The sequence below is a fragment of the Rhizobium sp. PAMB 3182 genome (genome assembly GCF_052908355.1).
In genome coordinates, this window is record NZ_CM128607.1 from 546,877 (window position 1) to 569,798 (window position 22,922).

30 protein-coding genes are annotated in these 22,922 nt (G+C 62.1%); 14 read left to right on the top strand and 16 right to left on the bottom strand.

What is annotated here, in order from left to right; genetic code table 11:
* Positions 1-19: 19 nt before the first annotated feature.
* Both ACU5AZ_RS02790 and gatB read right to left on the bottom strand, forming a co-directional pair.
* Positions 20-520 carry an N-acetyltransferase family protein gene (locus ACU5AZ_RS02790; protein WP_446824528.1) on the bottom strand — a complete coding sequence of 167 codons (501 nt, stop codon included), beginning with the start codon at positions 518-520 and terminating at the stop codon, positions 20-22.
* Positions 520-2,022, bottom strand: coding sequence for an Asp-tRNA(Asn)/Glu-tRNA(Gln) amidotransferase subunit GatB (gatB, locus tag ACU5AZ_RS02795; protein ID WP_446824529.1), 1,503 nt, complete (start codon positions 2,020-2,022; stop codon positions 520-522). The genes ACU5AZ_RS02790 and gatB overlap by 1 nt, the downstream gene beginning before the upstream one ends.
* A gap of 149 nt (positions 2,023-2,171) precedes the next feature.
* Between gatB and ACU5AZ_RS02800 the strand changes: the two genes are divergently transcribed.
* The 4 genes from ACU5AZ_RS02800 (at position 2,172) to ACU5AZ_RS02815 (ending at position 5,223) form a co-directional block, all read left to right on the top strand.
* A complete protein-coding gene (locus tag ACU5AZ_RS02800; protein WP_446824530.1) occupies positions 2,172-2,528 on the top strand; it encodes a DUF1294 domain-containing protein in 357 nt (118 codons plus the stop codon).
* A gap of 174 nt (positions 2,529-2,702) precedes the next feature.
* Positions 2,703-3,455, top strand: a complete 753-nt coding sequence (locus ACU5AZ_RS02805; protein WP_446824531.1) for a glycosyltransferase family 2 protein — start codon at positions 2,703-2,705, stop codon at positions 3,453-3,455.
* A complete protein-coding gene (locus tag ACU5AZ_RS02810; protein WP_446824532.1) occupies positions 3,452-3,781 on the top strand; it encodes a lipid-A-disaccharide synthase N-terminal domain-containing protein in 330 nt (109 codons plus the stop codon). The genes ACU5AZ_RS02805 and ACU5AZ_RS02810 overlap by 4 nt, the downstream gene beginning before the upstream one ends.
* A complete protein-coding gene (locus tag ACU5AZ_RS02815; protein ID WP_446824533.1) occupies positions 3,778-5,223 on the top strand; it encodes an ArnT family glycosyltransferase in 1,446 nt (481 codons plus the stop codon). Before ACU5AZ_RS02810 ends, ACU5AZ_RS02815 begins: the two co-directional genes overlap by 4 nt.
* Before the next feature lie 10 nt (positions 5,224-5,233).
* Here the strand turns inward: ACU5AZ_RS02815 and ACU5AZ_RS02820 are convergent, their stop codons facing one another.
* Positions 5,234-5,743 carry an N-acetyltransferase family protein gene (locus ACU5AZ_RS02820; protein WP_446824534.1) on the bottom strand — a complete coding sequence of 170 codons (510 nt, stop codon included), beginning with the start codon at positions 5,741-5,743 and terminating at the stop codon, positions 5,234-5,236.
* 167 nt (positions 5,744-5,910) lie between these two features.
* Here ACU5AZ_RS02820 and ACU5AZ_RS02825 point away from each other — a divergent pair, with 167 nt between their 5' ends.
* Positions 5,911-7,254: a mechanosensitive ion channel family protein gene (locus tag ACU5AZ_RS02825; protein ID WP_446824535.1), complete on the top strand. Its 1,344-nt coding sequence runs from the start codon at positions 5,911-5,913 to the stop codon at positions 7,252-7,254.
* Positions 7,255-7,290: 36 nt separating this feature from the next.
* On the opposite strand, the gene ACU5AZ_RS02830 is transcribed toward ACU5AZ_RS02825, so the two are convergent.
* A complete protein-coding gene (locus tag ACU5AZ_RS02830; RefSeq protein WP_446824536.1) occupies positions 7,291-7,902 on the bottom strand; it encodes an SH3 domain-containing protein in 612 nt (203 codons plus the stop codon).
* A gap of 369 nt (positions 7,903-8,271) precedes the next feature.
* On the opposite strand from ACU5AZ_RS02830, the gene ACU5AZ_RS02835 reads away from it, so the two are divergent.
* Genes ACU5AZ_RS02835 through ACU5AZ_RS02845 form a run of 3 tightly spaced genes read left to right on the top strand, consistent with a single transcriptional unit; the run spans position 8,272 to position 9,119 of the window.
* Positions 8,272-8,532, top strand: a complete 261-nt coding sequence (locus ACU5AZ_RS02835; RefSeq protein WP_446824537.1) for a YjhX family toxin — start codon at positions 8,272-8,274, stop codon at positions 8,530-8,532.
* A 25-nt stretch (positions 8,533-8,557) separates the two neighbouring features.
* A complete protein-coding gene (locus ACU5AZ_RS02840; RefSeq protein ID WP_446824538.1) occupies positions 8,558-8,896 on the top strand; it encodes a BrnT family toxin in 339 nt (112 codons plus the stop codon).
* Positions 8,871-9,119, top strand: coding sequence for a BrnA antitoxin family protein (locus ACU5AZ_RS02845; RefSeq protein ID WP_446824539.1), 249 nt, complete (start codon positions 8,871-8,873; stop codon positions 9,117-9,119). The genes ACU5AZ_RS02840 and ACU5AZ_RS02845 overlap by 26 nt, the downstream gene beginning before the upstream one ends.
* A gap of 20 nt (positions 9,120-9,139) precedes the next feature.
* Here ACU5AZ_RS02845 and gatA read toward each other — a convergent pair whose 3' ends face one another.
* The 4 genes from gatA to ACU5AZ_RS02865 form a co-directional block, all read right to left on the bottom strand.
* The gene (gene gatA / locus ACU5AZ_RS02850) at positions 9,140-10,621 is read right to left on the bottom strand and encodes an Asp-tRNA(Asn)/Glu-tRNA(Gln) amidotransferase subunit GatA (RefSeq protein ID WP_446824540.1); all 1,482 of its coding nucleotides are present in this window, start codon (positions 10,619-10,621) and stop codon (positions 9,140-9,142) included.
* Between the two features lie 58 nt (positions 10,622-10,679).
* Positions 10,680-10,967: an Asp-tRNA(Asn)/Glu-tRNA(Gln) amidotransferase subunit GatC gene (gene gatC, locus ACU5AZ_RS02855; protein ID WP_446824541.1), complete on the bottom strand. Its 288-nt coding sequence runs from the start codon at positions 10,965-10,967 to the stop codon at positions 10,680-10,682.
* Between the two features lie 143 nt (positions 10,968-11,110).
* Positions 11,111-11,491: an ACT domain-containing protein gene (locus tag ACU5AZ_RS02860; RefSeq protein WP_446824542.1), complete on the bottom strand. Its 381-nt coding sequence runs from the start codon at positions 11,489-11,491 to the stop codon at positions 11,111-11,113.
* A 2-nt stretch (positions 11,492-11,493) separates the two neighbouring features.
* Positions 11,494-12,198: a metal-dependent hydrolase gene (locus ACU5AZ_RS02865; protein ID WP_446824543.1), complete on the bottom strand. Its 705-nt coding sequence runs from the start codon at positions 12,196-12,198 to the stop codon at positions 11,494-11,496.
* 228 nt (positions 12,199-12,426) lie between these two features.
* Between ACU5AZ_RS02865 and ACU5AZ_RS02870 the strand changes: the two genes are divergently transcribed.
* The 3 genes from ACU5AZ_RS02870 to ruvX all read left to right on the top strand — a co-directional run bounded on the left by ACU5AZ_RS02870 (position 12,427) and on the right by ruvX (position 15,855).
* Positions 12,427-14,952: a methyl-accepting chemotaxis protein gene (locus ACU5AZ_RS02870; protein WP_446824544.1), complete on the top strand. Its 2,526-nt coding sequence runs from the start codon at positions 12,427-12,429 to the stop codon at positions 14,950-14,952.
* Positions 14,953-15,056: 104 nt separating this feature from the next.
* Positions 15,057-15,359 (top strand): alkylphosphonate utilization protein, encoded by a 303-nt coding sequence (locus ACU5AZ_RS02875; RefSeq protein WP_410010978.1) that lies wholly within the window; start codon positions 15,057-15,059, stop codon positions 15,357-15,359.
* Between the two features lie 22 nt (positions 15,360-15,381).
* Entirely contained in the window at positions 15,382-15,855 is a 474-nt protein-coding gene (ruvX, locus tag ACU5AZ_RS02880; RefSeq protein ID WP_446824545.1) for a Holliday junction resolvase RuvX, read from the top strand.
* Here ruvX and ACU5AZ_RS02885 read toward each other — a convergent pair.
* The 4 genes from ACU5AZ_RS02885 to ACU5AZ_RS02900 form a co-directional block, all read right to left on the bottom strand.
* Positions 15,806-16,183 carry a DUF6105 family protein gene (locus ACU5AZ_RS02885; protein WP_446824546.1) on the bottom strand — a complete coding sequence of 126 codons (378 nt, stop codon included), beginning with the start codon at positions 16,181-16,183 and terminating at the stop codon, positions 15,806-15,808. The genes ruvX and ACU5AZ_RS02885 overlap by 50 nt on opposite strands.
* Positions 16,180-16,350, bottom strand: a complete 171-nt coding sequence (locus ACU5AZ_RS02890) for a hypothetical protein (RefSeq protein ID WP_446824547.1) — start codon at positions 16,348-16,350, stop codon at positions 16,180-16,182. Before ACU5AZ_RS02890 ends, ACU5AZ_RS02885 begins: the two co-directional genes overlap by 4 nt.
* 108 nt (positions 16,351-16,458) lie before the next feature.
* Positions 16,459-17,112 (bottom strand): TetR/AcrR family transcriptional regulator, encoded by a 654-nt coding sequence (locus ACU5AZ_RS02895; protein WP_446824548.1) that lies wholly within the window; start codon positions 17,110-17,112, stop codon positions 16,459-16,461.
* Between the two features lie 83 nt (positions 17,113-17,195).
* Positions 17,196-18,074 (bottom strand): LysR substrate-binding domain-containing protein, encoded by an 879-nt coding sequence (locus ACU5AZ_RS02900; RefSeq protein WP_446824549.1) that lies wholly within the window; start codon positions 18,072-18,074, stop codon positions 17,196-17,198.
* A gap of 114 nt (positions 18,075-18,188) precedes the next feature.
* Between ACU5AZ_RS02900 and ACU5AZ_RS02905 the strand changes: the two genes are divergently transcribed.
* Complete coding sequence (locus ACU5AZ_RS02905) at positions 18,189-19,043, top strand: urea carboxylase-associated family protein (protein ID WP_446824550.1); 855 nt, start codon at positions 18,189-18,191, stop codon at positions 19,041-19,043.
* A 58-nt stretch (positions 19,044-19,101) separates the two neighbouring features.
* Here the strand turns inward: ACU5AZ_RS02905 and ACU5AZ_RS02910 are convergent, their stop codons facing one another.
* The 4 genes from ACU5AZ_RS02910 to ACU5AZ_RS02925 all read right to left on the bottom strand — a co-directional run bounded on the left by ACU5AZ_RS02910 (position 19,102) and on the right by ACU5AZ_RS02925 (position 21,259).
* Entirely contained in the window at positions 19,102-19,623 is a 522-nt protein-coding gene (locus ACU5AZ_RS02910; protein WP_446824551.1) for a hypothetical protein, read from the bottom strand.
* 139 nt (positions 19,624-19,762) lie between these two features.
* Positions 19,763-20,485: an arsenical resistance protein ArsH gene (gene arsH / locus ACU5AZ_RS02915; protein ID WP_446824552.1), complete on the bottom strand. Its 723-nt coding sequence runs from the start codon at positions 20,483-20,485 to the stop codon at positions 19,763-19,765.
* Positions 20,478-20,900, bottom strand: coding sequence for an arsenate reductase (glutaredoxin) (gene arsC, locus ACU5AZ_RS02920; RefSeq protein WP_446824553.1), 423 nt, complete (start codon positions 20,898-20,900; stop codon positions 20,478-20,480). Before arsC ends, arsH begins: the two co-directional genes overlap by 8 nt.
* Positions 20,900-21,259: an ArsR/SmtB family transcription factor gene (locus tag ACU5AZ_RS02925; protein ID WP_446826092.1), complete on the bottom strand. Its 360-nt coding sequence runs from the start codon at positions 21,257-21,259 to the stop codon at positions 20,900-20,902. The genes arsC and ACU5AZ_RS02925 overlap by 1 nt, the downstream gene beginning before the upstream one ends.
* A 154-nt stretch (positions 21,260-21,413) precedes the next feature.
* Between ACU5AZ_RS02925 and ACU5AZ_RS02930 the strand changes: the two genes are divergently transcribed.
* Together ACU5AZ_RS02930 and ACU5AZ_RS02935 are read left to right on the top strand one after the other, a co-directional pair.
* Positions 21,414-21,911, top strand: a complete 498-nt coding sequence (locus tag ACU5AZ_RS02930) for an acyl-CoA thioesterase (RefSeq protein ID WP_446824554.1) — start codon at positions 21,414-21,416, stop codon at positions 21,909-21,911.
* Between the two features lie 87 nt (positions 21,912-21,998).
* Positions 21,999-22,922: an AEC family transporter gene (locus ACU5AZ_RS02935; protein ID WP_446824555.1), complete on the top strand. Its 924-nt coding sequence runs from the start codon at positions 21,999-22,001 to the stop codon at positions 22,920-22,922.

The following is a 22,922-nucleotide window of genomic DNA, read 5'->3' on the forward strand; positions in this document are numbered from 1 at the left end:
CCTCCTCCCGGTTGGTTCATCAGCCTGTCAGCCGCTTTTCCATGATCAGGGCCGGGATGCCGGAACTGCATCCGCCGCAATTGTCGACCTTGCCCGCCTCTTCAAATCCATGCGCGCGATAAAAGGCGATGGCGGTCCCGTTTTCGGGCTCCACTTCCAGCCGCATCGTGTCGGCATCAGGAAAGCAGGTTTCGAGCTCGGCGAAGAGATCGCGGCCGATGCCCTGCCGCTGGCAGTCCGGATGGACATAGAGCTGATGCAGAAGCACCGTCTTTGCGAGCGTGTCGGACATGGACGCGAACGCCATGCCGCCAATCCGGCGACCGTCGTCGGCGACCAGATATTCCGAATGCGGCTTCTTCAGGCGGGCCTTCAGCGACGGCATCGAATGCCATTCGGCGATCAGGGCCTCGACCTTCTCCGCCCCGTAGAACGGCGTGTAGGTCGCCCGCCAGGTGTCCGCCAGCAGCGCCTGGACCTTCACAAGGTCAGCTTCGCTGGCGGAGCGGACGAAGAACATTATTCCTCGATCCCGAGCTTGGCCTTCACCAGTGCCTGGACGGCCTGCGGGTTGGCCTTGCCGCCGGTCGACTTCATCACCTGGCCGACGAACCAGCCGGCCAGCGACGGCTTGGCCTTGGCCTTTTCGACCTGATCCGGGTTGGCGGCGATGATTTCGTCAACGGCCTTCTCGATGGCGCCGGTGTCGGTGACCTGCTTCATGCCGCGGGCCTCGACGATCTCCTTCGGGTCGCCGCCTTCGTTCCAGACGATCTCGAACAGATCCTTGGCGATCTTGCCGGAGATGACACCTTCCTTGATGAGGTCGAGGATAGCGCCGAGCTGAGCGGGGGAAACCGGAGTCTCTTCAATGTCTTTGCCGGCTTTGTTCAAGGCGCCCAGCAGGTCGTTGATGACCCAGTTGGCGGCAATCTTGGCGTCGCGGCCTTCGGCGACGGCCTCGAAATAGGCAGCAACCGCCTTTTCCGAAACGAGGACGGAGGCGTCGTAGACGGTCAGGCCCAGATCCTTGACGAAACGCTCCTTCTTGTCGTCCGGGAGTTCCGGCAGATCCTTCAGGAGTTCGCCGACGAAGGCGTTGTCGAATTCGAGCGGCAGCAGGTCCGGATCGGGGAAATAACGGTAGTCGTGCGCATCTTCCTTGGAGCGCATCGAGCGGGTCTCGCCCTTGCCCGGATCGAACAGGCGGGTTTCCTGATCGATCTCGCCGCCCGATTCCAGAATGTCGATCTGGCGGCGGGCTTCGTATTCGATCGCCATGCCGATGAAGCGGATCGAGTTCATGTTCTTGATCTCGCAGCGCGTGCCGAATTCGCCGCCGGGCTTGCGCACGGAAACGTTGACGTCGGCGCGCATGGAGCCTTCGTCCATGTTACCGTCGCAGGTGCCGAGATAGCGCAGGATCGAACGCAGCTTCGTCATATAGGCCTTGGCTTCATCGGCCGAGCGCATGTCCGGCTTGGAAACGATCTCCATCAGCGCCACGCCGGAACGGTTCAGGTCGACATAGGACATGGTCGGATGCTGGTCGTGCATCGACTTGCCGGCGTCCTGCTCGAGGTGCAGGCGCTCGATGCCGATCTCGACGTCTTCAAAGTTGCCCTGACGGTCGGGGCCGAGCGAGATAACGATCTTGCCCTCGCCGACGATCGGGTCCTTGTACTGCGAAATCTGGTAGCCCTGCGGCAGATCCGGATAGAAATAGTTCTTCCGGTCGAAGACCGAACGGTGGTTGATCTTCGCCTTCAGGCCGAGGCCGGTGCGCACGGCCTGGCGCACGCATTCCTCGTTGATGACCGGCAGCATTCCCGGCATGGCGGCATCGACGAGCGAGACGTTGGCGTTCGGGGCCTTGCCGAATTCCGTGGAAGCGCCGGAAAAGAGCTTGGAATTCGACAGGACCTGGGCATGAACCTCCATACCGATGACGATTTCCCAGTCGCCTGTGGCGCCGGGGATGAAGCGTTTGGGATCGGGCGTGCGGACGTCGACTAGGGTCATGGCGTGCTCTTTGGAATTCTCGTCAAAATACGGCTGTTTATGATGCCGTCAGGTAGAGCAAATATGGCGATGGTGCAAGGCTTGTTGCGCTTCCCGGACCGCCGGGGCATAGAGGCGCCAAGCGTCGAAACGGGAAAAATGCCAAGCGAATGTCGATAGCCCCGGTCGTAGCCGCAGTCACCGCCCTGCTCCTCTTCAACGTCGCAGTGTTCCTCACATGGTTGTGGGACAAATACGCCGCTGCGCGCGGACACCAACGGGTTCGCGAGAGCACCCTGCTCTGGCTCGCCCTTCTTGGCGGCAGCCCGGGTGCGCTCATCGCCCAGCGCCGGTTGCGCCACAAGACGCGCAAGGAACCCTTTCGCAGCCGCCTGACGGCCATCGTGCGAATGCAGCTGGTGATCCTTTTCCTCGCCTTCGCCTTTGCTTTCATCCGCCTTTTCGTGCCGGATGCCGCCGAGCGGTTCCTCGCCGTCGTTTCCAATCTAGCAGGCCGAGGACAATGACTATGGCGAACAGCGCGAACGGGCTTGGCAAAAGCCTACGGATTGGCATAAAAGCGGTCGCATGTCGGGGTCGGCGACGACCACGCGAATTGATGACGGGCGGCGGACCGCTCCGGCGCAACCTGGACCGCATTGCCAATACCGGCGCCGTCCGCACGATAGAAATCTCAGCGAATGACACGCGAAGCCGTCTTGAACCCCAGTTTTTCCATTGTCGTTCCGATGAAGAACGAAGCCGAAAACGTGGGCCTGCTCGTCTCCGAGATTGCCGCGGCCTGCGCCGGACAGACATTTGAGGCGATCTTCGTCGATGACGGCTCGACCGACGACACCGTCGGCGTGCTGAAGGCTTCGCAGACGCAGTATCCGTGGGTGCGCATCGTCCGGCATGCACAGTCCGGCGGCCAGTCGGCGGCCGTGCATTCCGGCGTCCAGCTCGCCCGCGCGCCGATCATCTGCACCATGGATGGCGACGGGCAGAACCCGCCCTCCGAAATCCCGAAGCTGGTGGCGCCGCTGCTGGCGCCCGGTGCTCCCGCAACGCTCGGCCTTGTCGCCGGACAGCGGCAGAAGCGTCAGGATACGCTTTCCAAGAAGCTCGCCTCGAAGGCCGCCAATGCGATCCGCTCCTGGATCCTGAAGGATGCGACGCGCGACACCGGCTGCGGCCTGAAGGCGTTCCGGCGTGATGCATTTCTGCAACTGCCGTTCTTCAATCATATGCATCGCTATCTTCCGGCCCTATTTTCAGCCCATGGCTACGCCGTCGCGCATGTTGACGTTTCCCACCGGCCGCGCCATGCAGGACAATCGAATTACAACAACCTACAGCGTGCGCTGGTCGGCATACACGATCTGATCGGGGTAACCTGGCTGATCAAACGCCGGAAGACGGTTTCGCCGACCGAGACGGAGGGCGTCGCGTGAGTGACCTTTTGGCCTATTTCAAGATCGACAGCGTGACGGATCTCGTCTGGCTGATCTTCGGCATGTTCGCGCAGCTGATGTTCTCCCTGCGCTTCATCATCCAGTGGCTGAGCTCGGAGAAGCAGCGCAAGTCGGTGATCCCGGTTGCCTTCTGGTGGTTCTCGCTCGCGGGCGGCATCGCGCTGTTCGCCTATGGCGTCCATCGTCGTGAGCCGGTCATCATGATGGGCCAGCTGTTCGGCATCGTCGTCTACATGCGCAATCTCGTGCTCATCTTCAACGAGCGCAAGTCCGAACAGAACAGACCGTCGATCCCCGCAGAATGACCTTCATCCGCCGCCCCCACGCCGCCCTGGCCTTCATCGGTCTGGTGACGCTCTACCGCGTCATCATGCTCGCCTTCGACCATACGGACCTCTATGTCGACGAGGCGCAGTACTGGCTGTGGGCGCAGAACCTCGACTGGGGCTACTATTCCAAGCCGCCGATGATCGCCTGGGTCATCAATGCGACCACCGCGCTCGGCACGTCCGATTCGACCTTCTGGGTGCGCGTCGGTTCACCGCTTTTCCACATGGCGACGGCGATAACCCTGATGGCGGCCGCCCGCCGGCTGGCGAAAAACGATCTGGTCGCCTCCTGGGTCGGCGTCACCTACATCACCATTCCGGGCGTCACGCTCTCGGCGATTTTCCTGTCGACCGACACGTTCCTCCTGTTCTTCTACGCGCTGGCGCTGTTTGCCTACAGCCGGCTCATCGGAAAGCGGTCCCTCCCGCATGCGCTCCTGCTCGGGCTAGCGATCGGCCTCGGGGTCCTGTCGAAATACGCGATGCTCTATTTCGCCGCCACGGCGCTGATCGCTGCGCTCGTCCTGCCGCAGGCGCGCATCGCGATCCGGGATGCCGCAATCGCCGCCTTCGTCGCCGTCGTGGTCGTATCGCCCAATCTCTGGTGGAACCACACCCACGGCGACGTCACCTTCCGCCACACCTCGCAGAATGCCGACTGGAACGGCCTGCACTTCAAGTTCGGCACCGCGGCGGAATTCCTCGGCAGCCAGTTCGGCGTCGTCGGGCCGGTCATCTTCGCAGCCCTCCTCTGGGCGCTCTACCGGCGTATCCGGCGACAGGACGGCAGGCTGGAGACGCATCTCTTCATCCTTTCCTGGCCGATCATTGGCGTGATCATCTTCCAGGCGCTGATGTCGGACGCCAATGCCAACTGGGCCGCCACCGCCTACATCGCCGGCATCGTGCTTGCCGTCGTCCTTCTCCTTGAGAAAAGCGAGAAGGCGCTGCAGGTGTCGCTGTGGATCAACACGGCCGCCGCCATCCTGCTGCCGATCGCCGCCGTCTTCGTCGTCCAGATCGTCGATCTCTCGCATTCGCGGCTGATGCAGCGTTATGTCGGGCGCGACGAGGTCAGCCGCGAGATCGCCAGGGTTGCCGACCAGCAGCAGGTCACCGCCATCGTCGGCGAGGACCGCAACATCATGGCGGACCTCTTCTACACGCTGCGCGACAGCAGCATGCCGATCAAGGCGCGTCCGACCGGCCGATTCCCGGACAATTACTACCAGCAGGAATTCACGCTTGACCCGACACGCGATCCGGGTCCGGTGCTGCTGGTGACCCGCAACAAGCAGAGCTGCGCTGCGGACGAGCCGAAACTCGTGGAGACGCTGACGCCGAAGGAAGGCTTCATGGCCGGGCGTTCGCTCTACCTCTACCGCATCGAGGCCGGTTGCCTGGCGGCCAAACCCTAACCGTGGCGGTTCAAAACCGCGGCCCGTAGGTATCCGGTTCGCTGCTCGCCAGCGGCTTGGACAGGCTGACCGTATCGATGTCACGGTCGATCTTCGGCGAGTAGGTCGTCGTCAGTGCGTGAATGCGGTAGCCGTGCTTCTCGAAAAATCCGATCGCGGGCTGATTGCGGGCATGGGTTTCAAGCCTCGCCTGATCCAGCCCCTGCCCGGCCATTTCCTCCTCAAGCGCGGCCAATAGCGCGGAGCCGAGCCCCTGCCGCTGAAAATCCGGATCGATCCAGAAGTCGGTGATCTCCTCGTCCAGCCGCTCCCGCGACACCCAGCCGGCGGGTTCGCCGTTCTTGTCGATCACCGAGATGGTGATCCAGGCGGAATGGGTGAAATTGTGGAAGGCGGCGGCGGCATTCTGCAGCATCGACGCGGTCTCGCCGATCGGCGCCATCGCCTGCTCCCAGGCGCGAAGGCCGATCCCGGTCAGCCTGTCCGCCTCGTCCAGCCTGGCATTGCGAATATGGATCATGCCGCGCCTCTTCCGCCACCGACGCCCATATTGGACCAAATGCAGTCGCCGGATAGCCTCGGAATGCAGCCGGACGTTGTTTTTCAACAATTTCCTTGCGCTCGCCGTTCCATGCTACAGTCTGCCCTATAAGCGCTTTGCCGACCGGGCCAGGCTTGGAGGACAGTTTGGATTTCTACGCCACGCTGCAGAATTGGTACGACTGGGCGGACAATGTTGTCCTCAGCCGCTGGGGCGCCTACCAGTTCGCCATCATCGTCGGCGGCTACATCTTCGGCCTCGTTCTCGGACGCTATACCGAACCGATCTTCGAGGCCAAGGCGCGGCAGATAAAGGGCAATCCCGATCTCCTCAGGGTCATCGTCGCCTTCATGCGGCGGCTCAAATGGATGTTCATGACGCTGTGGTTGTGGATCGCCTACGCGATCCTCGTCTACGAGACGTGGCCGAGCCGGTCGTGGATGGTCAGGGTGATGTTGCTTCTGACCGCCGCATGGTGGGTCGTCTCCGTCCTGACCCGGATCATCCGCAACCGGTCACTCGCCCGCTTCGTTGCCGTCGTGGTGTGGATCTATATCGCCATCATCGTCCTCGGCTTCGAAACCTCCGTCGGCCATACGCTGGACCGGGCGGCGCTGACGATGGGCGGCATGCGCATATCCCTGCTGTCGATCACCAAGGGCGTCATGATCACCGCGTCGCTGCTGTGGCTGGCGGTCCTGGTCGGCAATGTCGCCTCCAACCGTATCGACCGGTTCGAGGACATTTCACCTGCGTTCCGGGTGCTGCTCGGCAAGCTCATCAAGATCGCGCTCATCCTGTTTGCCGGGGCCTTCGCGCTTTCGGCGACGGGCATCGACCTGACCGCCTTCACGGTCTTTTCCGGCGCGGTCGGCGTCGGCGTCGGCTTCGGCCTGCAGAAGGTGGTGTCGAACTTCCTGTCCGGCATGATCATCCTGATGGACAAGTCGATCAAGCCCGGCGATACCATCTCGCTCGGCGAGACCTTCGGCTGGATCCGCGAGTTGCGGGCGCGCTTCGTTTCCGTCATCACCCGCGACGGGCGGGAATACCTGATCCCGAACGAGGACTTCATCACCCAGCAAGTGGTCAACTGGTCGTTCTCGAGCGCCTATGTGCGCATCGACGTCGATTTCGGCGTGTCCTTCGATAGCGACCCGCACGAGGTCGTCAGGATCGCCATCGAGACAGCCAAGTCGATCCCCCGCGTCTCCGACTACAAGGCGCCCGTCTGCTGGATGACGGCCTTCGGCGCCTCCTCGCTCGACTTCAAGCTACGCTTCTGGATCACCGATCCGAACAACGGTCTGACCAATGTCCGCGGACAGGTGCTGCTGGCGCTCTGGGACGCGTTCAAGGAGGCCGATATCAACATCCCCTACCCGCACCGCGAGATCATCATGCGGGGACCGGTCGAAGTGCGGCAGGCGGATGAGCCTGCGAAGCGGCGCAAACCCGGACGTCAGGAGAAAAATCCCGACGCGACCTGACGCAGCCTTCTGTGGTCCTACCGCCTGCCATCGATGTCAGCGGTTGAATTGCCAGGAACGCGATACACCGCCGCCGTTGGGTCCCGTCCGGGTCATCGCGCAGGTTCCGTCCGGCCCACTGCAGGTGCGATGAAGGCTGGTCGAACCTCCGTAGGGACCGGTCATCGATCCGTTTGTCGTGCAGGTGCCGCCAGCGCAGCTTGTCGTACGGGAGCCAGACGCTGCAGCTGCCGGTGGAGTTGGCGGCGGCGGATAGGCGCCGCCGTTACGGTACCAGGGATAGTTCCCGTAGTGGGTATCCCAATAGGCCTGACCAAAGGTGACGACGCCGATGCCGACCCCTATCGCGACTGAGGGCGTGACGACGACGGGCGCTCCATTGTAATCGACCTGGATGTATTTCGCCGACACCCAGCCTCGATTGCCGGCGTAACCGACATCGCACCATGAGTAATTGGCCAGACAGCCAAAAGTCACGATCGGCGCACCAACTGGCATGACCTTGATAACCGGATATGCGGTCGACGGCCCGGCCCTGAGGTTGACGGTGGCAAGCGTATGGCTCTGCGTCGCCGCCGAAGCCGCGGCGGCGGAAAAGCCAAGGCATAACGCCGAGGCAACGGCTAATGTTCTGATCCCTGCAAACATGGCGGACAATCTCTCCTGAAAAACGGTGGCCGGCGCGCGTCTATCGGCCGCGGCGCTCTGACACTGTTTTTAGAGAGGGAAAGTCTCGGAACGATCACCGTCTTGTAACAGTTTGTATTTCTGGCCGATGCAACTTTGATCCGGCACGCCCCGACCACACGTCATGGATTGCCAGGAAGCACCTCGCTGGATATCATCCTGCAGTTCCTTAGGAGTGTTCATGTCCAACTCGTCAGAGACCCGGTAAGGGCCGGCCCCGCGAAGGAAACACGCTCGGCCCGGCCCTCCCTCGAAACCCCGCCTTCGTCAGCGAACGGCGGAACGAGTTATTGCGCGCCCGTTTCAGCGCATACCGGACTTTTGGACACCATGGACATTTCCCGCGCAGAACAGCGCATCCTGCACCTCATGGCGCAGGGCGGACGCATTGAAATCACCCGCAACGACGACACCGGCAAGATCGAGGACATCAGCTGCTTCAACCGCGAAGGCTGGCGTTTCCCGGACATCACGATGCGGCTCTTCAGGAAACTGAAAGCCAAACGCGCCATCGCATCTTCCGGCGGCAAGCCCTACCGCATCACCACGCGGGGGCTGGAGCTGGTGAGGTCGCAATTGGACAACAGGTAATGCGAAGCCGGCGCGGCCCTTCCCCATGGCCGCGCCGCCACCATTGAAGAACTTCAAAAATGTAACTACATTTGTCGTTATGAAATTCGAGTGGGATCCGGCCAAGAACGCGCTGAACTTCGAGAAGCATGGGATTCTGTTCGAAGAAGCCTGTCTGATCTTCGACGGGCCTGTTCTGACTGGTCCCGACAACCGCCGTGACTACGGCGAAGAGCGCAGGATCAGCGTTGGTTCAATTCAAGAGCTCGTTGTCGTGGTGGTCGTTCATACAGACCGAGACGGATCTATCAGGATCATATCCGCCAGACTGGCGAGCAGGAAAGAAAGGAAACTCTACCATGACCATGTCGGCAGAGAGACTTAAACAAATCGCCAACCGCTCCGAAGATGCCATCGACTTCAGTGACGTTCCGGAACTTGACGAGTCATTCTTCCGCACGGCCAAGCTTGTCGAGCCGACATCGAAGAAGCAGGTGACAATGCGCATCGATGCGGACGTCCTCGATTGGTTCAAGGCGCGCGGAAAAGGCTATCAGACGCGGATGAACGCAGTTCTGAAAGCCTTCATGGAATCCCAGTCAAAATAGCCTAACGCCAAAGGCGAATGTTACCACCACTTCGCCGGCGTGAACTTGCCGGCGGCCTGTTCGATGACGTGGGCGGTCTTGAAGAGGGTTTCCTCGTCGAAGGGCTTGCCTATCAGCTGCAGGCCGAGCGGCAGGCCGCGGCCGTCGAGGCCGGCGGGAACGGCGATGCCCGGCAGGCCGGCCATGTTGACCGTCACCGTGAAGATATCATTGAGGTACATCTTGACCGGATCGGCGGCGAGATCCTGGTCGGCGATGCCGAAGGCCGACGACGGGGTAGCCGGCGTCAGGATGGCGTCGATACCCTTGGCAAACGCATCCTCGAAGTCGCGCTTGATCAGCGTGCGGACCTTCTGCGCCTGCAGGTAGTAGGCGTCGTAGTAGCCGGCGGAGAGAACATAGGTGCCGATCATGATGCGGCGCTTGACCTCGGTGCCGAAACCGGCAGCACGGGTCTTCTCGTACATGTCGACGATGTCCTTGCCCTCGACGCGCAGGCCGTACTTGACGCCGTCGTAACGGGCCAGGTTGGACGAGGCTTCGGCGGGCGCGACAATGTAATAGGCCGGCAGCGCGTATTTGGTGTGCGGCAGTTCGATGTTCACGATCTCGGCGCCGGCATCCTTGAGCCAGGCGATACCCTCTTGCCAGAGCTTCTCGATTTCCGCCGGCATGCCTTCGACGCGGTACTCCTTCGGAATGCCGATCTTCATGCCCTTGACCGAGCCGCCGAGCGCCGCTTCGTAATCCGGCACGGGAAGATCGACCGAGGTGGTGTCCTTGGCGTCGACGCTTGCCATCGACTTCAGCATGATCGCGGCATCGCGCACGTCGCGGGCGATCGGGCCGGCCTGGTCGAGCGAGGAGGCAAAGGCGACGATGCCCCAGCGCGAGCAGCGGCCATAGGTCGGCTTGATGCCGACGGTGCCGGTGAAGGCCGCCGGCTGGCGGATCGAGCCGCCGGTGTCGGTTGCAGTAGCGCCGGCGCAGAGATGCGCGGCAACGGCTGCGGCAGAGCCGCCCGACGAGCCGCCCGGAACGAGCTGCTGGTTGGAGCCTTCCGCCCGCCACGGGTTGATGACCGGGCCGTAATAGGAGCTCTCGTTCGACGAGCCCATGGCGAACTCGTCCATGTTCAGCTTGCCGAGCATGACCGCGCCGTCGTTCCAGAGGTTCTGGGTGACGGTCGATTCGTATTTCGGCTGGAAACCGTCGAGGATGTGCGAGCAGGCCTGGGTGTGCACGCCTTCGGTGCCGAACAGGTCCTTGATGCCGAGCGGGATGCCTTCCAGCGCGCCGGCCTTGCCTTCGGCGATACGGGCATCGGACGCCTTGGCCATGTCGCGCGCCTTTTCGGGCGTCACGGTGATGTAGGCGTTGAGCTTGTCGTTGGCGGCGGCAATCGCGTCCAGATAGGCTTCGGTGAGCTGCAGGGAGGTGATCTCCTTGGCCTTCAGCTTGTCGCGGGCTTCGGCAATGGTCAGGCTCGTCAGGTCGGTCATATCGGTCACTTGCAAAACGTTTGATTTTCGAGAGCGGCTGGGTCGGAAGCGATTTCGCTTATTCGACGACCTTCGGCACCAGGAAGAAGTTCTTGTCGGTCACCGGCGCATTGGCGACGACGTCGTCTGCCTTGTTGCCGTCGGTGATCTCGTCGATCCGCTTCTTCATGGCCATCGGCGTCACCGACGTCATCGGCTCGACATCCTTGACATCGACCTCGGAGAGCTGCTCGACGAAGCCGAGGATATTATTGAGCTCGCCCATCATCTTCTCGGCTTCATCCTCGGTCACGGCAATGCGGGCCAGATGTGCGACGCGTTTGACGGTGGCAAGATCAACGGACATCGAAATTCTCCAGTACGGACGGACTTTGCCGCAGAATATGCGGAAATTTGTCCGTTGCTATAGAGGCGCGCTTGCCGCGATGCAACGGGTTTCGGATGATTTTGCCCAATCCGCCGGACGTCCGGGACATCCGAAATAGAGAGCTACGACAGGACGTGCCCGGCGGAGGCAAGCAGCGCCCCTGCCCGCCCGCGGTCTGCCGTCCTGATCAGCAGGTAGTCGGTATCGAAGGTAGAGACGAGGAAGATGCTGACGCCCTCCTCCGACAGCGGCCGGATGACTGAGAGCGCGATGCCGGTCTCGCTGAATTCGAACGGGCCTTGAAACTTGTAGACCGTCCAGCCTGCTTCGGAACGGACGTCATCTGGAACACGGGCGGCGAGGCAGACGACCGAGAGTTCGTCCTCCGTGCGGCCGATCGAGACGAATCCCTCGCCGTCGGCCCAGGTCGGGATTGCGCTATCGCGTGGCAGCCGGGCGACGGCGTAATCGCCCGGCAATTCCTTCAGCGTGACGCTGACCAAGGTCAGAATTCCAGGACTTCGCCGGGCTTCGGCGCGAACACCTTGGTCTTCGAGCCTTCCAGCCCGGTCACGAATTTCTCAGGGGTCTGGTCGACGATCGGGAACGAGCCGTAGTGGCAGGGAATCGCGGTCTTGAAGTTGAAGAAGCGCTGGCACGCGAGTGCCGCGACCGCACCGCCCATGGTGAAGCGGTCGCCGATCGGTACGATCCCGATATCGGGCTGGTGCAGCTCGTTGATGAGGCCCATGTCGGAGAAGATGTCGGTATCGCCCATGTGATAGACGGTAGGACCGTCTTCGAAATGCAGCATCAGGCCGTTGGCATTGCCGAGCGAATGGGACACGCCGTCCTCAGTCAGCATGGCGGAGGAATGCAGCGCATTGGTGAAGGTGGCGGAGAAGCCGCCGAAGGAGATGGTGCCGCCGGTATTGCCGGGCTCGAGCTTTTCCACGCCCTTGGAACCGAGCCAGGACGCGAGATCGGCATTGGCGAGAACGGTGGCGCCGGTTTCCTTGGCGAGTGTCACGGTATCACCGACATGGTCGCCATGGCCGTGGGTGAGAAGGATCTGCGTGACGCCCTTGGTCATGTCCTTCAGGTCCAGGCCCTTGAAACCCGGATTGCCGTTCAGGAAGGGATCGATCAGAACCGTCGCCTTCGCCGTCTCAATTCGGAATGCCGCGTGTCCGAGCCATGTGATCTTCATGATTGTCTCCCGATAGATCCGTGTTGATGGCCAAGATATGGAACAGCGGGCGCGGACCGCAAGGGGCAGGCACGATCTTGCGCGCCGCATCCGGCAATCTGCCTTCCATCAAGCAAGGCGTGCTTCGCGAGAGATCAGTCCCAAGACAATCTTCAAGCTTTATTTAGACCAATCTTGCTAGTGTCGATCACTTCTCAGGTCCCTGAATGAAACATGATCGTCCAAGCCATGAACATCGACTCTCTGCTTTCCCGCTTCAAGATTCAGACCAAAGTTCTCGCCTTTATATTCCCCTTCGTCATCAGCATCTCGGCTGTCGGCGTGCTTGGACTTTACGCAACAAGTCTTCTGCAGAGCAGCCTGACGATCTCGAACGGGGTGATGACCTCGCTGTCCGGCTTCCGCGACGTCTCGGCATCGATGAACCGCTTCCTCGAAGAAACGACCGAGACCAATCTTTCCGACGTCAAGACGAGGCTCGGCGAGCAAAAGCAGATCCTTGAGAACACGCTGGACGGTCTCGGCGACAAGACGGACGGCAAGGACGACCTGAAGACTGCGATCGACACGGCGACGGATGTCGAGAACGGCATGGCCAGCCTCTGGCAGCTGCAGCAGGCCGACCAGGCCAGCCGCAAGGCGATCAATGACGCCGTTTCAGCCATCATTTCCGCACAGCTGATCATCGATGAAGCCGGCTCGCAGAACGACCGTGGCATCCTGACCAAGGAAGGCACTGCGAAGACGGCGCTTTACGACGCCAGCCGCGTCGCCAACGTCAATGCCGAGATCGCAGCCATCTATGCCGGCTACAAGGCTGCCGGCACGGCAGAGGAAAAACTGAAGTTCCTTTCTGAGGCGCTGGCCAAGTCGCAAAAGACCCTCCGCAAGCTCAATTCCGCCCTGCCCTCCGACAAGAAGCCGCTGGCCGGCGAGATCAAGGACGCATTCGACACGCTGAAACCGATCGCCGATGCGGGCGTCATCGAGGATACGACGCTGCCGGCACTCAGCGCCGCGATGGAAAAGGTTCATGCCGCCGAGCAGGCGATTGCCGCGTTCAACGCACCGAACCTGCTATCCGCAATCCAGTCTCTCGCCGATCTCGAAGCCGTCAAGGTCAAGGCTGACGGCATTCGCGGCGATTCGGGACGTGTATCGAAATCCATCTATGCCGTGCAGATCGAGCTGGCGCAGTTTCTCGCCAAGCCGGACAAGGACACCCGCGACAGCCTGATCCAGCAGTTCCAGATCATCACCAAGGACATGGAAGCCCTGCAGGGCGCGGCCAAGGGCGAGAAATTCTTCGACGACCTCACCGCCAAGCTAGTCCCGGCCATCGACAAGATGACCACGGAAAGCGCGGCGCTGGTCGACATCAACGTCAAGCGCATGGCCGCCTTCGAAAGCGCCGCCGCCGGCGTCGACAAGATCTGGGGCAAGCTCACCGATTTTGCCAAGACGCAGAAGGAAAATGCCGGCGTCGAGCGGGAACGCGCCAACCAGATCTCGATCACCGCCACGCTGGTCGGCATCGTCATCGCCATTCTTGCCGGTATCGGCCTGGTCGCCACCTTCAAGGGGCCGATCGGCCGCATCACCTCGGCCATGCGCCGGCTGGCGGAAGGTGCGCTCGATACCCGCATCGACGGCGATGCGCGCGCCGACGAGATCGGCGACATGGCCCGAGCGCTCGGCGTATTCAAGGAAAACGCGCTCGAGAAGGAACGCATGGAACAGGCGAGCAGCCAGCAGAGGGCCGCAGCCGAACAGGAGCGCGCCCGCAACGAGGCGGAAAAGCGCGCCAGCGAGGAACAGGTCGCCTTCGCGGTCAACGCGCTGGCCTCCGGTCTCGAACGCCTTTCCAAGGGCGACCTGACGCAGGAAATCAACACACCGTTCGCAGGCTCCCTGGACCGTCTGCGGTCCGACTTCAACGGCTCGCTGGTGCGGCTGCGCGAGACGCTGACGCATATCCAGACGAACGCCTACTCCATCCAGTCGAACGGCGCTGTGATGCGCTCATCGGCGGACGACCTGTCGCGCCGCACGGAGGCGCAGGCCGCCTCGCTGGAACAGACGGCTGCCGCAGTCGATGAAATCACGGTCACCGTCCGCGGTTCGGCCGAGCGCGCCCGTGACGCCAACACCATTGTCGCCAGCACGCGCAAGATGACGGACGAGTCGGTCGTCGTGGTCGCCAATGCAATCGACGCTATGGCCCGCATCGAGGACGCATCCGGCAAGATCGAACAGATCATCGAGGTGATCGACGACATCGCGTTCCAGACCAACCTGCTGGCGCTGAATGCCGGGATCGAGGCCGCGCGGGCGGGCGAAGCCGGCAAGGGATTTGCCGTCGTGGCGCAGGAAGTCCGCGAATTGGCGCAGCGCTCCGGTGGCGCCGCCAAGGAAATCAAGGCGCTGATCGAACAGGCCGCAAGCGAAGTGTCCTCGGGCGTCACCCATGTCCAGAAAACCGGGCAAGTGCTCGGCGCAATCAGCGGTCAGATCACCGAGATTTCCAACCACGTCAACGGCATCGCCACGGCCGCCCAGGACCAAGCCTCCGCCCTCCATGAGGTCAATGGATCGGTCAACCAGATGGACCAGATGACACAGGCGAACGCCGCCATGGTGGAAGAAAGCAACGCCCTGTCGCAGCAACTGGCGGAAGAGGCGGACATGCTCATGCAGCTCGTCAACCAGTTCCGGCTGGTGGCCGGCAGCGCCTATGACAGCCGCGCGGCCTGACGAATTGCGAAAGCCGAACAAGTGCTGTAAGCGACAGCATATGCAGAGGAGGCCTTGCGGCCTCCTCTTGTTTTTCACGGCAAGCCGCGTTTCGCGAGGGGACCATCATGGCCGACAATGACGACTACATCTACGACGAAGTGACCGGCGAATGGCGCCCGGCCTCCGAAATGGCAGCCGAGGCTGCGGCCGCGAACACGGCGCGCGACGCCAGCGGCAACGTGCTTGCCGACGGCGACAGCGTCGTCCTGATCAAGGACCTGAAGGTCAAGGGCGCCGGCCAGACCCTGAAACAGGGTACGGTGATCAAGTCGATCCGCCTGACCGACAATCCGGAAGAAATCGATTGCCGCCACGATGCCATCAAAGGCCTCGTGCTGCGCACGGAATTCGTCCGCAAGCGCTAGGCTTGAGGCGGGAGAAACACGGATGGCAACACTGACGATCGAGGAGCTGGCCGCAGCGCTTCAGCCCGGCCAGCCGGTGGCGGGGCTCGACCTCGGCACGAAGACGATCGGGATTGCGGTTTCCGACCTCGGTCGCCGTCTCGCCAATCCGCGCCCGGTCATCAAGCGCGTCAAGTTCACCAAGGATGCCGAGGTGCTGCTGGCGCTTGCGGCAAAGGAAAAGGTCGCCGCCTTCATCATTGGCCTGCCGGTCAACATGGATGGCTCGGAAGGCCCACGCGTCCAGGCGACCCGCGCCTTCGTGCGGACGATGAGCGAGAAGACCGAAATCCCCTTCGTCTACTGGGACGAACGGCTGTCGACGGTGGCCGCCGAGCGGGCGCTTCTGGAAATGGACGTCTCACGCGCCAAGCGCGCCGAGCGGATCGATTCCGCCGCCGCCAGCTTCATTCTGCAGGGTGCGCTCGATAGGCTGGCATTTCTGCAGCGGAACTGATCGCACGTTCCTCCGCCGTCGGCGTCTGATCGCCCCTCTCCCCGCGCCACCAATCCCGCACCCGGCGAAGGCCGGCAAAGATCTGACGGTAGCGTCGCAGCGCCAGCAGGCCGAAGACGATCGCCGAATCGAACAGGATGACGTCGAGAACGAGGCCGGGAATGATCTCCGGGCTGATACCAAGAATATTGCCGTAGATCCGGAACACGAGATCATGGGCCTCGCGCGTCAGCATGAAATAGCCGAAGCTGATGTTGTAATAGGACAGCCAGTACCAGCTGCCGAGAAAGGCGATGGGACCACCCCAGAAGATCAGGACCCATTTCATGAGGCTGTCCTTCCGCGGTTAACCATGCCGATATCGATGAAGGCCAGCTGGCGCAGCGCGGCCATGGCCGACAGGATCACCGCCGGTACCGCGATATCGCGCGCGACGAGCGCGAAGAAGGCCGTTCCCGCCGTCATAACTGCCAGTTTTTCAAGCTTTTTCCGCATCCGTTCCGACTGGTCCTTTCAACGTCCACCGAGAGTGAACCGTTAAAGACCAGCGCGCAACGTAAACCATTTGTTAAGGTTAACGGCCTGTGGAAAATTTTAAATGTCTCAGCCGTAGACGCCGCGCACGACCCTTTTCAGCGCCGTTTCCACCTTCTCCCAGTCCTTCTTCGACTTCAAAGGCTGGCCGGCGAACTGGCCGCTGGTGACGGCGGAGAGCACCAGATGCTGGATGGCGGCGATGACGACGGCATTGACCGCGTTGACGTCCACCCCCTTCGGCGCGGACAACGAGCCGCGCATGCGGTTCAGCCAATCGGCGAGCGCCTTGTTGCGGGCATCGCTCAGGCGGCGCACGGTCTCGGAGCTTTCGGCCACTTCCCAGACAACGATGCGGCACATCAGCGGATCGGCGCGCAGCGCTTCGAGGAAGAGCAGCGCCAGCCGCTCCATCAGGTCGCCATAGGTCAGGAGGAACATGCCACCGGTATCGTCCGGGATATTGTCGCCGACCCAGGAACTGAGGTCCGCCCCGATCGCCTCGATCAGGCCGTCAAGGCCGCCGAAATAGCGGTAGATCAGCTGCTTGTCGCAGCCGGCCCGGCGCGCGACCGCGTTGATTCCGAAACCCTGGAAGCCGGCTTCGGCGAGCAGCCCCTTGGCGGCGGCGAGGATGACCTTCTCGGTCCCTGCCCTGCCGCGCGGCCGCCTCGCCAGATCATCATTTGCTGTCGCCTGCTCCAGCGCGGCCAAATTCGCCATCAAAGCCCCTGCCCTGTTTATGAACGTCACTTACCGGTGATTAGGTGGCCGGCAGGATCATGACAATTGTGACAGCGGTGGATTCACAGGATTGTGGCAGCGGCATCCGCCTCCGAAAGCAGCCAGCGGCGCAGGATGGCTGCCTCTTCGCTCAAACGCCCGGCTGCGATCAACCAGTAACTCCGGTCAGCATCACCCGGCGTCTCGAACAGAACGCAGAGATTTCCACGGCGAACATCCTCCTGCACAAGCGCCGTCGGGCAGAGACCGACGCCAAGACCAGCCTTGACCGAACCGACGAGCAGATTGAAATCTTCGAAGATCGGGCCGTTGTCCTTCGGAGCCCTAATGCCGGACAGGGAAAACCAGTCCCGCCATGCTGCTTCCGTTTCGTCATGCAGCAGGTCTGCGTCCAGCAGATCCTTAGGCTTTTCGATCGGTCCGTGACGTTCGAGATAGGCCGGCGAACAGGTTGGACGAACGGCGGCGCTCAGTATCCGGTCACCGGCGCCATCCGCCCCGACGAGGTGGCGGATCAACAGATCGGCACCGGCTTCCTCCGGCGTCCGGGCGCCGAGCGGATAGACGACGCACACCTGGATTTCCGGATGGGCGGCACGAAAGCGCGGCAGGCGCGGCGGAAGCCAATGGGTCACCACCGAGGCCTGACAGGCAAGGCTCACCTTCTTCTGGCGTTGCGCGCGACGCAATCCCTCTGCGGCGAGCGCAATTTCGCCAAGCCCTTGCGAACATGCGGCGCCGAACTCGCGGCCAGCCGCCGTCAAAACGACACCGCGCGGCCGGCGCTCGAAAAGAGGAAGACCAAGCCAGTCTTCCAGCGCACGAACATGCTGACTGACAGCGGCGGCGCTCACGCCGAGCTCTTCGGCGGCTTGCAGAAAGCCCTGTTGGCGTGCAGCAGCCTCAAAGGCGCGAAGATGGGTGAGCGGTGGCAGCTTCATGCCTCCAAGGCTAAGCCCTGCTTATCCATAGCGCAAGTGGATGACCTATTGTCATTGCCGTCGGCAGACGGCATTTTCCGCTTTCCTTCACCTGCGAACATCCGGAGCCGACACATGCAGAGCAACGACACCCCGAAGACGCCGTCCGATGCTGCTGCTCGGCGAGCCGCACGGCCCGTTGTCTGCTATCCCAACGACACACTGCCGAAGCCGGACATGGCGCTCCTGCGCAAGCTGCGGGAGACCATGGAGAAGGTGGACGAGGTGATCGTGCCGCCGCGCGACGGCAAGACGTTTTCGGCGCCGAAGGGTCACTTCATCCGCATGGTCAGCATCGAGGGGCCGCAGGTCGGCGACCTCAACCTGTGGAATGCCAAAGACCTTTCCGAACGCTTCTTCTCCGGCAAGACGCGCCAGCTTCATGCGACCCACGTGACCACCGGCAACCGGCTATGGAGCAACATGCCGTATCTGAGGCCGATGGCGACGATCAGCCACGACACGCTCGGCTGGTACGGTTTCGACGAGGACGGCGGCGGCGTGCATGACGTCATCGGCACGCGCTGCGATCCCTATACCAACCGGCTGCTCTCGGGCGGCGACTATCACCATTGCTGCCATTCAAACCTCTGCGGCGCACTGGCGGAGGAAAAGGGCATCAGCCTGAAGGACGCCGAACCGCATGTGCATGACGTGCTGAACGTCTTCATGTGCACCGGCTTCACGAAGGACACGCACCAGTACTTCATGAAGGCGAGCCCGGTCAGGCCCGGCGACTATCTGGAACTCTTCGCCGAGATCGACCTACTCGGTGCGCTCTCGGCCTGCCCGGGCGGCGACTGCAGTTCAGAACATTCCAGCGACACCGCCGCCTGCTATCCGTTGAAGGTCGAGATCTACCGGCCGGACATGGCGATGCTCAAGGACTGGGCGTTTCCGGAGCCGAGCGCGTATCGAGGAAGGCCGTAAGGGTCAGCGATAGCGAAGGTCAGCCGGATAGTCGGGACGACAGAAACTCCGTACGCGGTTACTCGGCGGGCTGCACGTTGCCCGCGCTCTCGTTGAACCCATCCGCGAGGAAGTCAAGAAACTGATCCTCCTCATTGTAACCGCCACCGGTTCCGTTGAAAAAACGCGAGAACAGGTTCTCATCGCCGAGGACGCCTGCCCAAAACTGTGCCGCATGATTGTTGTATGCACTCTCGGACATGGCCGTACCGGCCATCGTCAGCGAGCCGCCGTATTTTGCCATGATGGCATTCGCACGATCTTCAGCCGTATTCAGGCCATCCCAGTCAATGTCGATCGTCAGGCCGTTCTCGTATTGTGTGACGCCACCGTTGTATATGGTCACAACATTGCCGCCGATATTGATCGTTCCCCAGATATTGTCCGGTCTGTTGTCAGAAAGCTGTGCGGCGCTCGCCGGTCTTTCCGGCCCATCGGCACCATACTCAAAAGTCGGTGCATCCCCGTCTTCCTCACCTCGCGAAGTGTTTCCTGCACCAGCAGTGTACCGGGTCAGCGACTGAGAAGAGTAGACGTCCATGGCAACCTCCATTTGAGATTGCATCGTGCAGCCGCAACATTGCCTGGGACTTTCCATGCAACCTTAACGCTACCCCGGGGATGCGGCTTCCCTCACCGTCAAACGTTTGCTCGCCTGCCTAGTCGTTACCGCATCCGGCTCACGTCGCCGTCTTCAGGTTCACGCGCGCCATCAGTTCCTCTGCAGTTTCCTTGCGTTCGCTGTAGCGGTCGGTGAGATAGGCGGAGGCGTCGCGGGTCAGGAGGGTGAATTTGACCAGTTCCTCGCAGACATCGACGACGCGGTCGTAATAGGCGGACGGCTTCATGCGGCCGTCTTCGCCGAATTCCTGCCAAGCCTTGGCGACGGAGGACTGGTTGGGGATGGTGATCATCCGCATCCAGCGGCCGAGAACGCGCAACTGGTTGACTGCGTTGAAGGATTGCGAGCCGCCGGAGACCTGCATGACGGCAAGCGTCTTGCCCTGCGTCGGGCGGACCGCGCCGAGCGAGAGCGGGATCCAGTCGATCTGCGCCTTCATGATGCCGGTCATGGCGCCATGGCGCTCGGGGCTCACCCACACCTGCCCTTCCGACCAGGCGGAAAGATCGCGCAGTTCCTTGACCTTGGGATGCGTTGCCGGCTCCCCGTCGGGCAATGGCAGGCCGGCGGGATCGAAGATGCGCACCTCGCAGCCGAAATATTCCAGCAGGCGCCCTGCCTCCTGTGCCAGCAGGCGGCTGTAGGAGACCGGCCTGAGCGAACCATAGAGGATAAGGATGCGCGGCTTGTGCGTGGAAAAAGCCAGGCGAAGGGCGGCAAGATCGGGCTTGCGGAGATGGTCCGGATCAGCGGCCGGCAGATCGAATTCAGTCTCAGACAATGCGCTTGCCCTCGCTGTCGAGCACCTGTTCGCCGTCCTCTTTCACGAAGGCACCCTTGTGAGTCTCCGGCAGGATGTCGAGGACGACTTCCGAAGGGCGCGCAAGCCGCGTGCCCATGGGCGTGACGACGAAGGGACGGTTGATGAGGATCGGATGGGCGAGCATCGCGTCGAGAAGCGCATCGTCGCCAAGCTCCGGTTTGTCGAGCCCCAACTCGTGGTAGGGGGTCCCCTTCTCGCGGATCGCCTCACGCACCGTCAGGCCGGCATCGGCGATCATCTTCGCCAGTGTTTCGCGCGACGGCGGCGTCTTCAGATATTCGACGACGGTCGGCTCGATGCCGGCATTGCGGATCATCGCCAGCGTGTTGCGCGAAGTCCCGCAGGCGGGGTTATGGTAGATCGTTACGTCCATCAGCATGTCCTCACTTTTGTTGTTCCGGCCGGCACGCAGGCGAGCGCCTGGGCGACGGGGCCGCAAATCTCCGGTTGGCCGGCGCAGCAATTCTCCATCAGGAAGACGACAAGGCCCGAGAGCGCCGCATAATCTGCCGCATAGATGATCGAGCGCGACTCACGTCGCGCGACGATGAGCCCGGCATGCTCCAGCTCCTTCAGGTGAAACGACACGTTGGAGGGCGAGACGGCGACCTTTTCGGCAATCGCCCCAGCTGCCAAGCCTTCCGCGCCGGCCACCACCAACATGCGGACGATCCTGAGGCGTGTCTCCTGCGAGAGCGCCGAGAAGGCCAGCAGCGCGTTTTGCTCCGATATCATTTCAACAATCCTTGAAACATTGAAATGACTCATACTGCGAGTGCCGTGACGACGCAAGTCCGAATGGCAGGCATGCGCCGAGCCGGCTTGCCCTTCCCCTCGCCGACTGCCAAAACATGTCAATACGTCGCCACACAAGGACCAGCGCCCCATGAACCATCACGCCCATGATCCCAGCCAGCTCGAAATGGTCGTCCTGATGACGCCGGACATGGCGAACTTTTCCGGCAAGGTGCATGGCGGCGCGCTTTTGAACCTTCTCGACCGGGTTGCCTATTCCTGCGCCTCGCGCTTCTCGAAGCAATATGCCGTCACGCTTTCCGTCGACCAGGTGGTCTTCCGCCAGCCGATCCATGTCGGCGAACTGGTCACCTTCCGCGCCTCGGTCAATCATGCCGGCCGGACATCGATGGAGATCGGCATCCGGGTCGAAGCGGAAAACATCCGTACGGGAACGCGCCGGCATACAAACTCCTGCTACTTCACCATGGTCGCGGTCGACGAGCATGGCCGGCCGACGAGCGTTCCGGAGCTCTGTCTCGATACGGACGCGAAGAAGCGGCGCAACATCGCTGCCGAAGCACGTCGCGAACTGCGGCGCGAATTCGAAACGCGGCTGCATGAGGTCAAGGAAGCGGCCGACGTCTGATCCGAGCGTCGCAGAGGGCCAGATCTTGCATTGCACAAGAGGGCGGCGGTCGATACTACTGCGCCACCCCGCCCCGGAGCCCTCCCCATGCTGCTGATCTTCGAAAGCGTCCTGCCGATCTTTCTGCTTGTGCTGTTCGGCATTGCGCTGAGACGCGCACCATTCATCGACCAGAATCTCTGGACCGGACTGGAGCAGCTGGGCTTCTACGTGCTCTTTCCGTCGCTGCTGTTCATCACGCTGGCGCGAACGAATTTCGCTGAAATTCCGGCGGGCGTGATTGCCGTCGTCACGCTGTCGGCCGTATTGATCACCTGCGCGTTGACCTGGCTCAGCTGGCCGCTGTTCAAGCGGATCGGCGTTCCCGCCTCCTCGTTCACCACCATCTTCCAGACGTCGACACGCTGGAACGGTTTCGTGGCGCTTGCCATCGCCGACAAGCTGGCCGGACAGGTCGGCCTGGCGATCATCGCCCTGGTGATGGCGGTCATCATCGTGCCGATCAACATCATCAACGTGGTGATGCTGGAGTGGTTCTCCGGCCGGCCGCGCAATCACATGACCTTGATGATCCGCATCATGACCAATCCGCTGATCGTCTCCTCGCTCGCCGGCGTGTTCGTCAGCCTCAGCGGTCTTTCGATCTACGAGCCGCTGATGACGGCGATCGATCTCGTCTCGCGCTCGGCGCTCAGCCTCAGCCTCATCATGGTCGGTGCCGGCCTGGTGATTGCCGATGCGCTGAGGCCGAGCCGACTGGTGATCATTCCGGTGATCGTGAAGCTCTTCGCCTTCCCGGCGCTGATGGTCGGCATCGGCATGCTGGCAGGCGTTTCGGGCATGGAACTGTCCATGCTGGCGCTGGCCGCCAGCGTGCCGACGGCAATGAATGGCTATGTGCTGGCCAAGAAGATGGGCGGCGACGCGCAACTCTACTCCGCCGTCGCAACGGTGCAGACGGCGGTCTCCTTCTTTTCCATTCCGCTGATCCTGCTGATCGTCGGCGTTTGA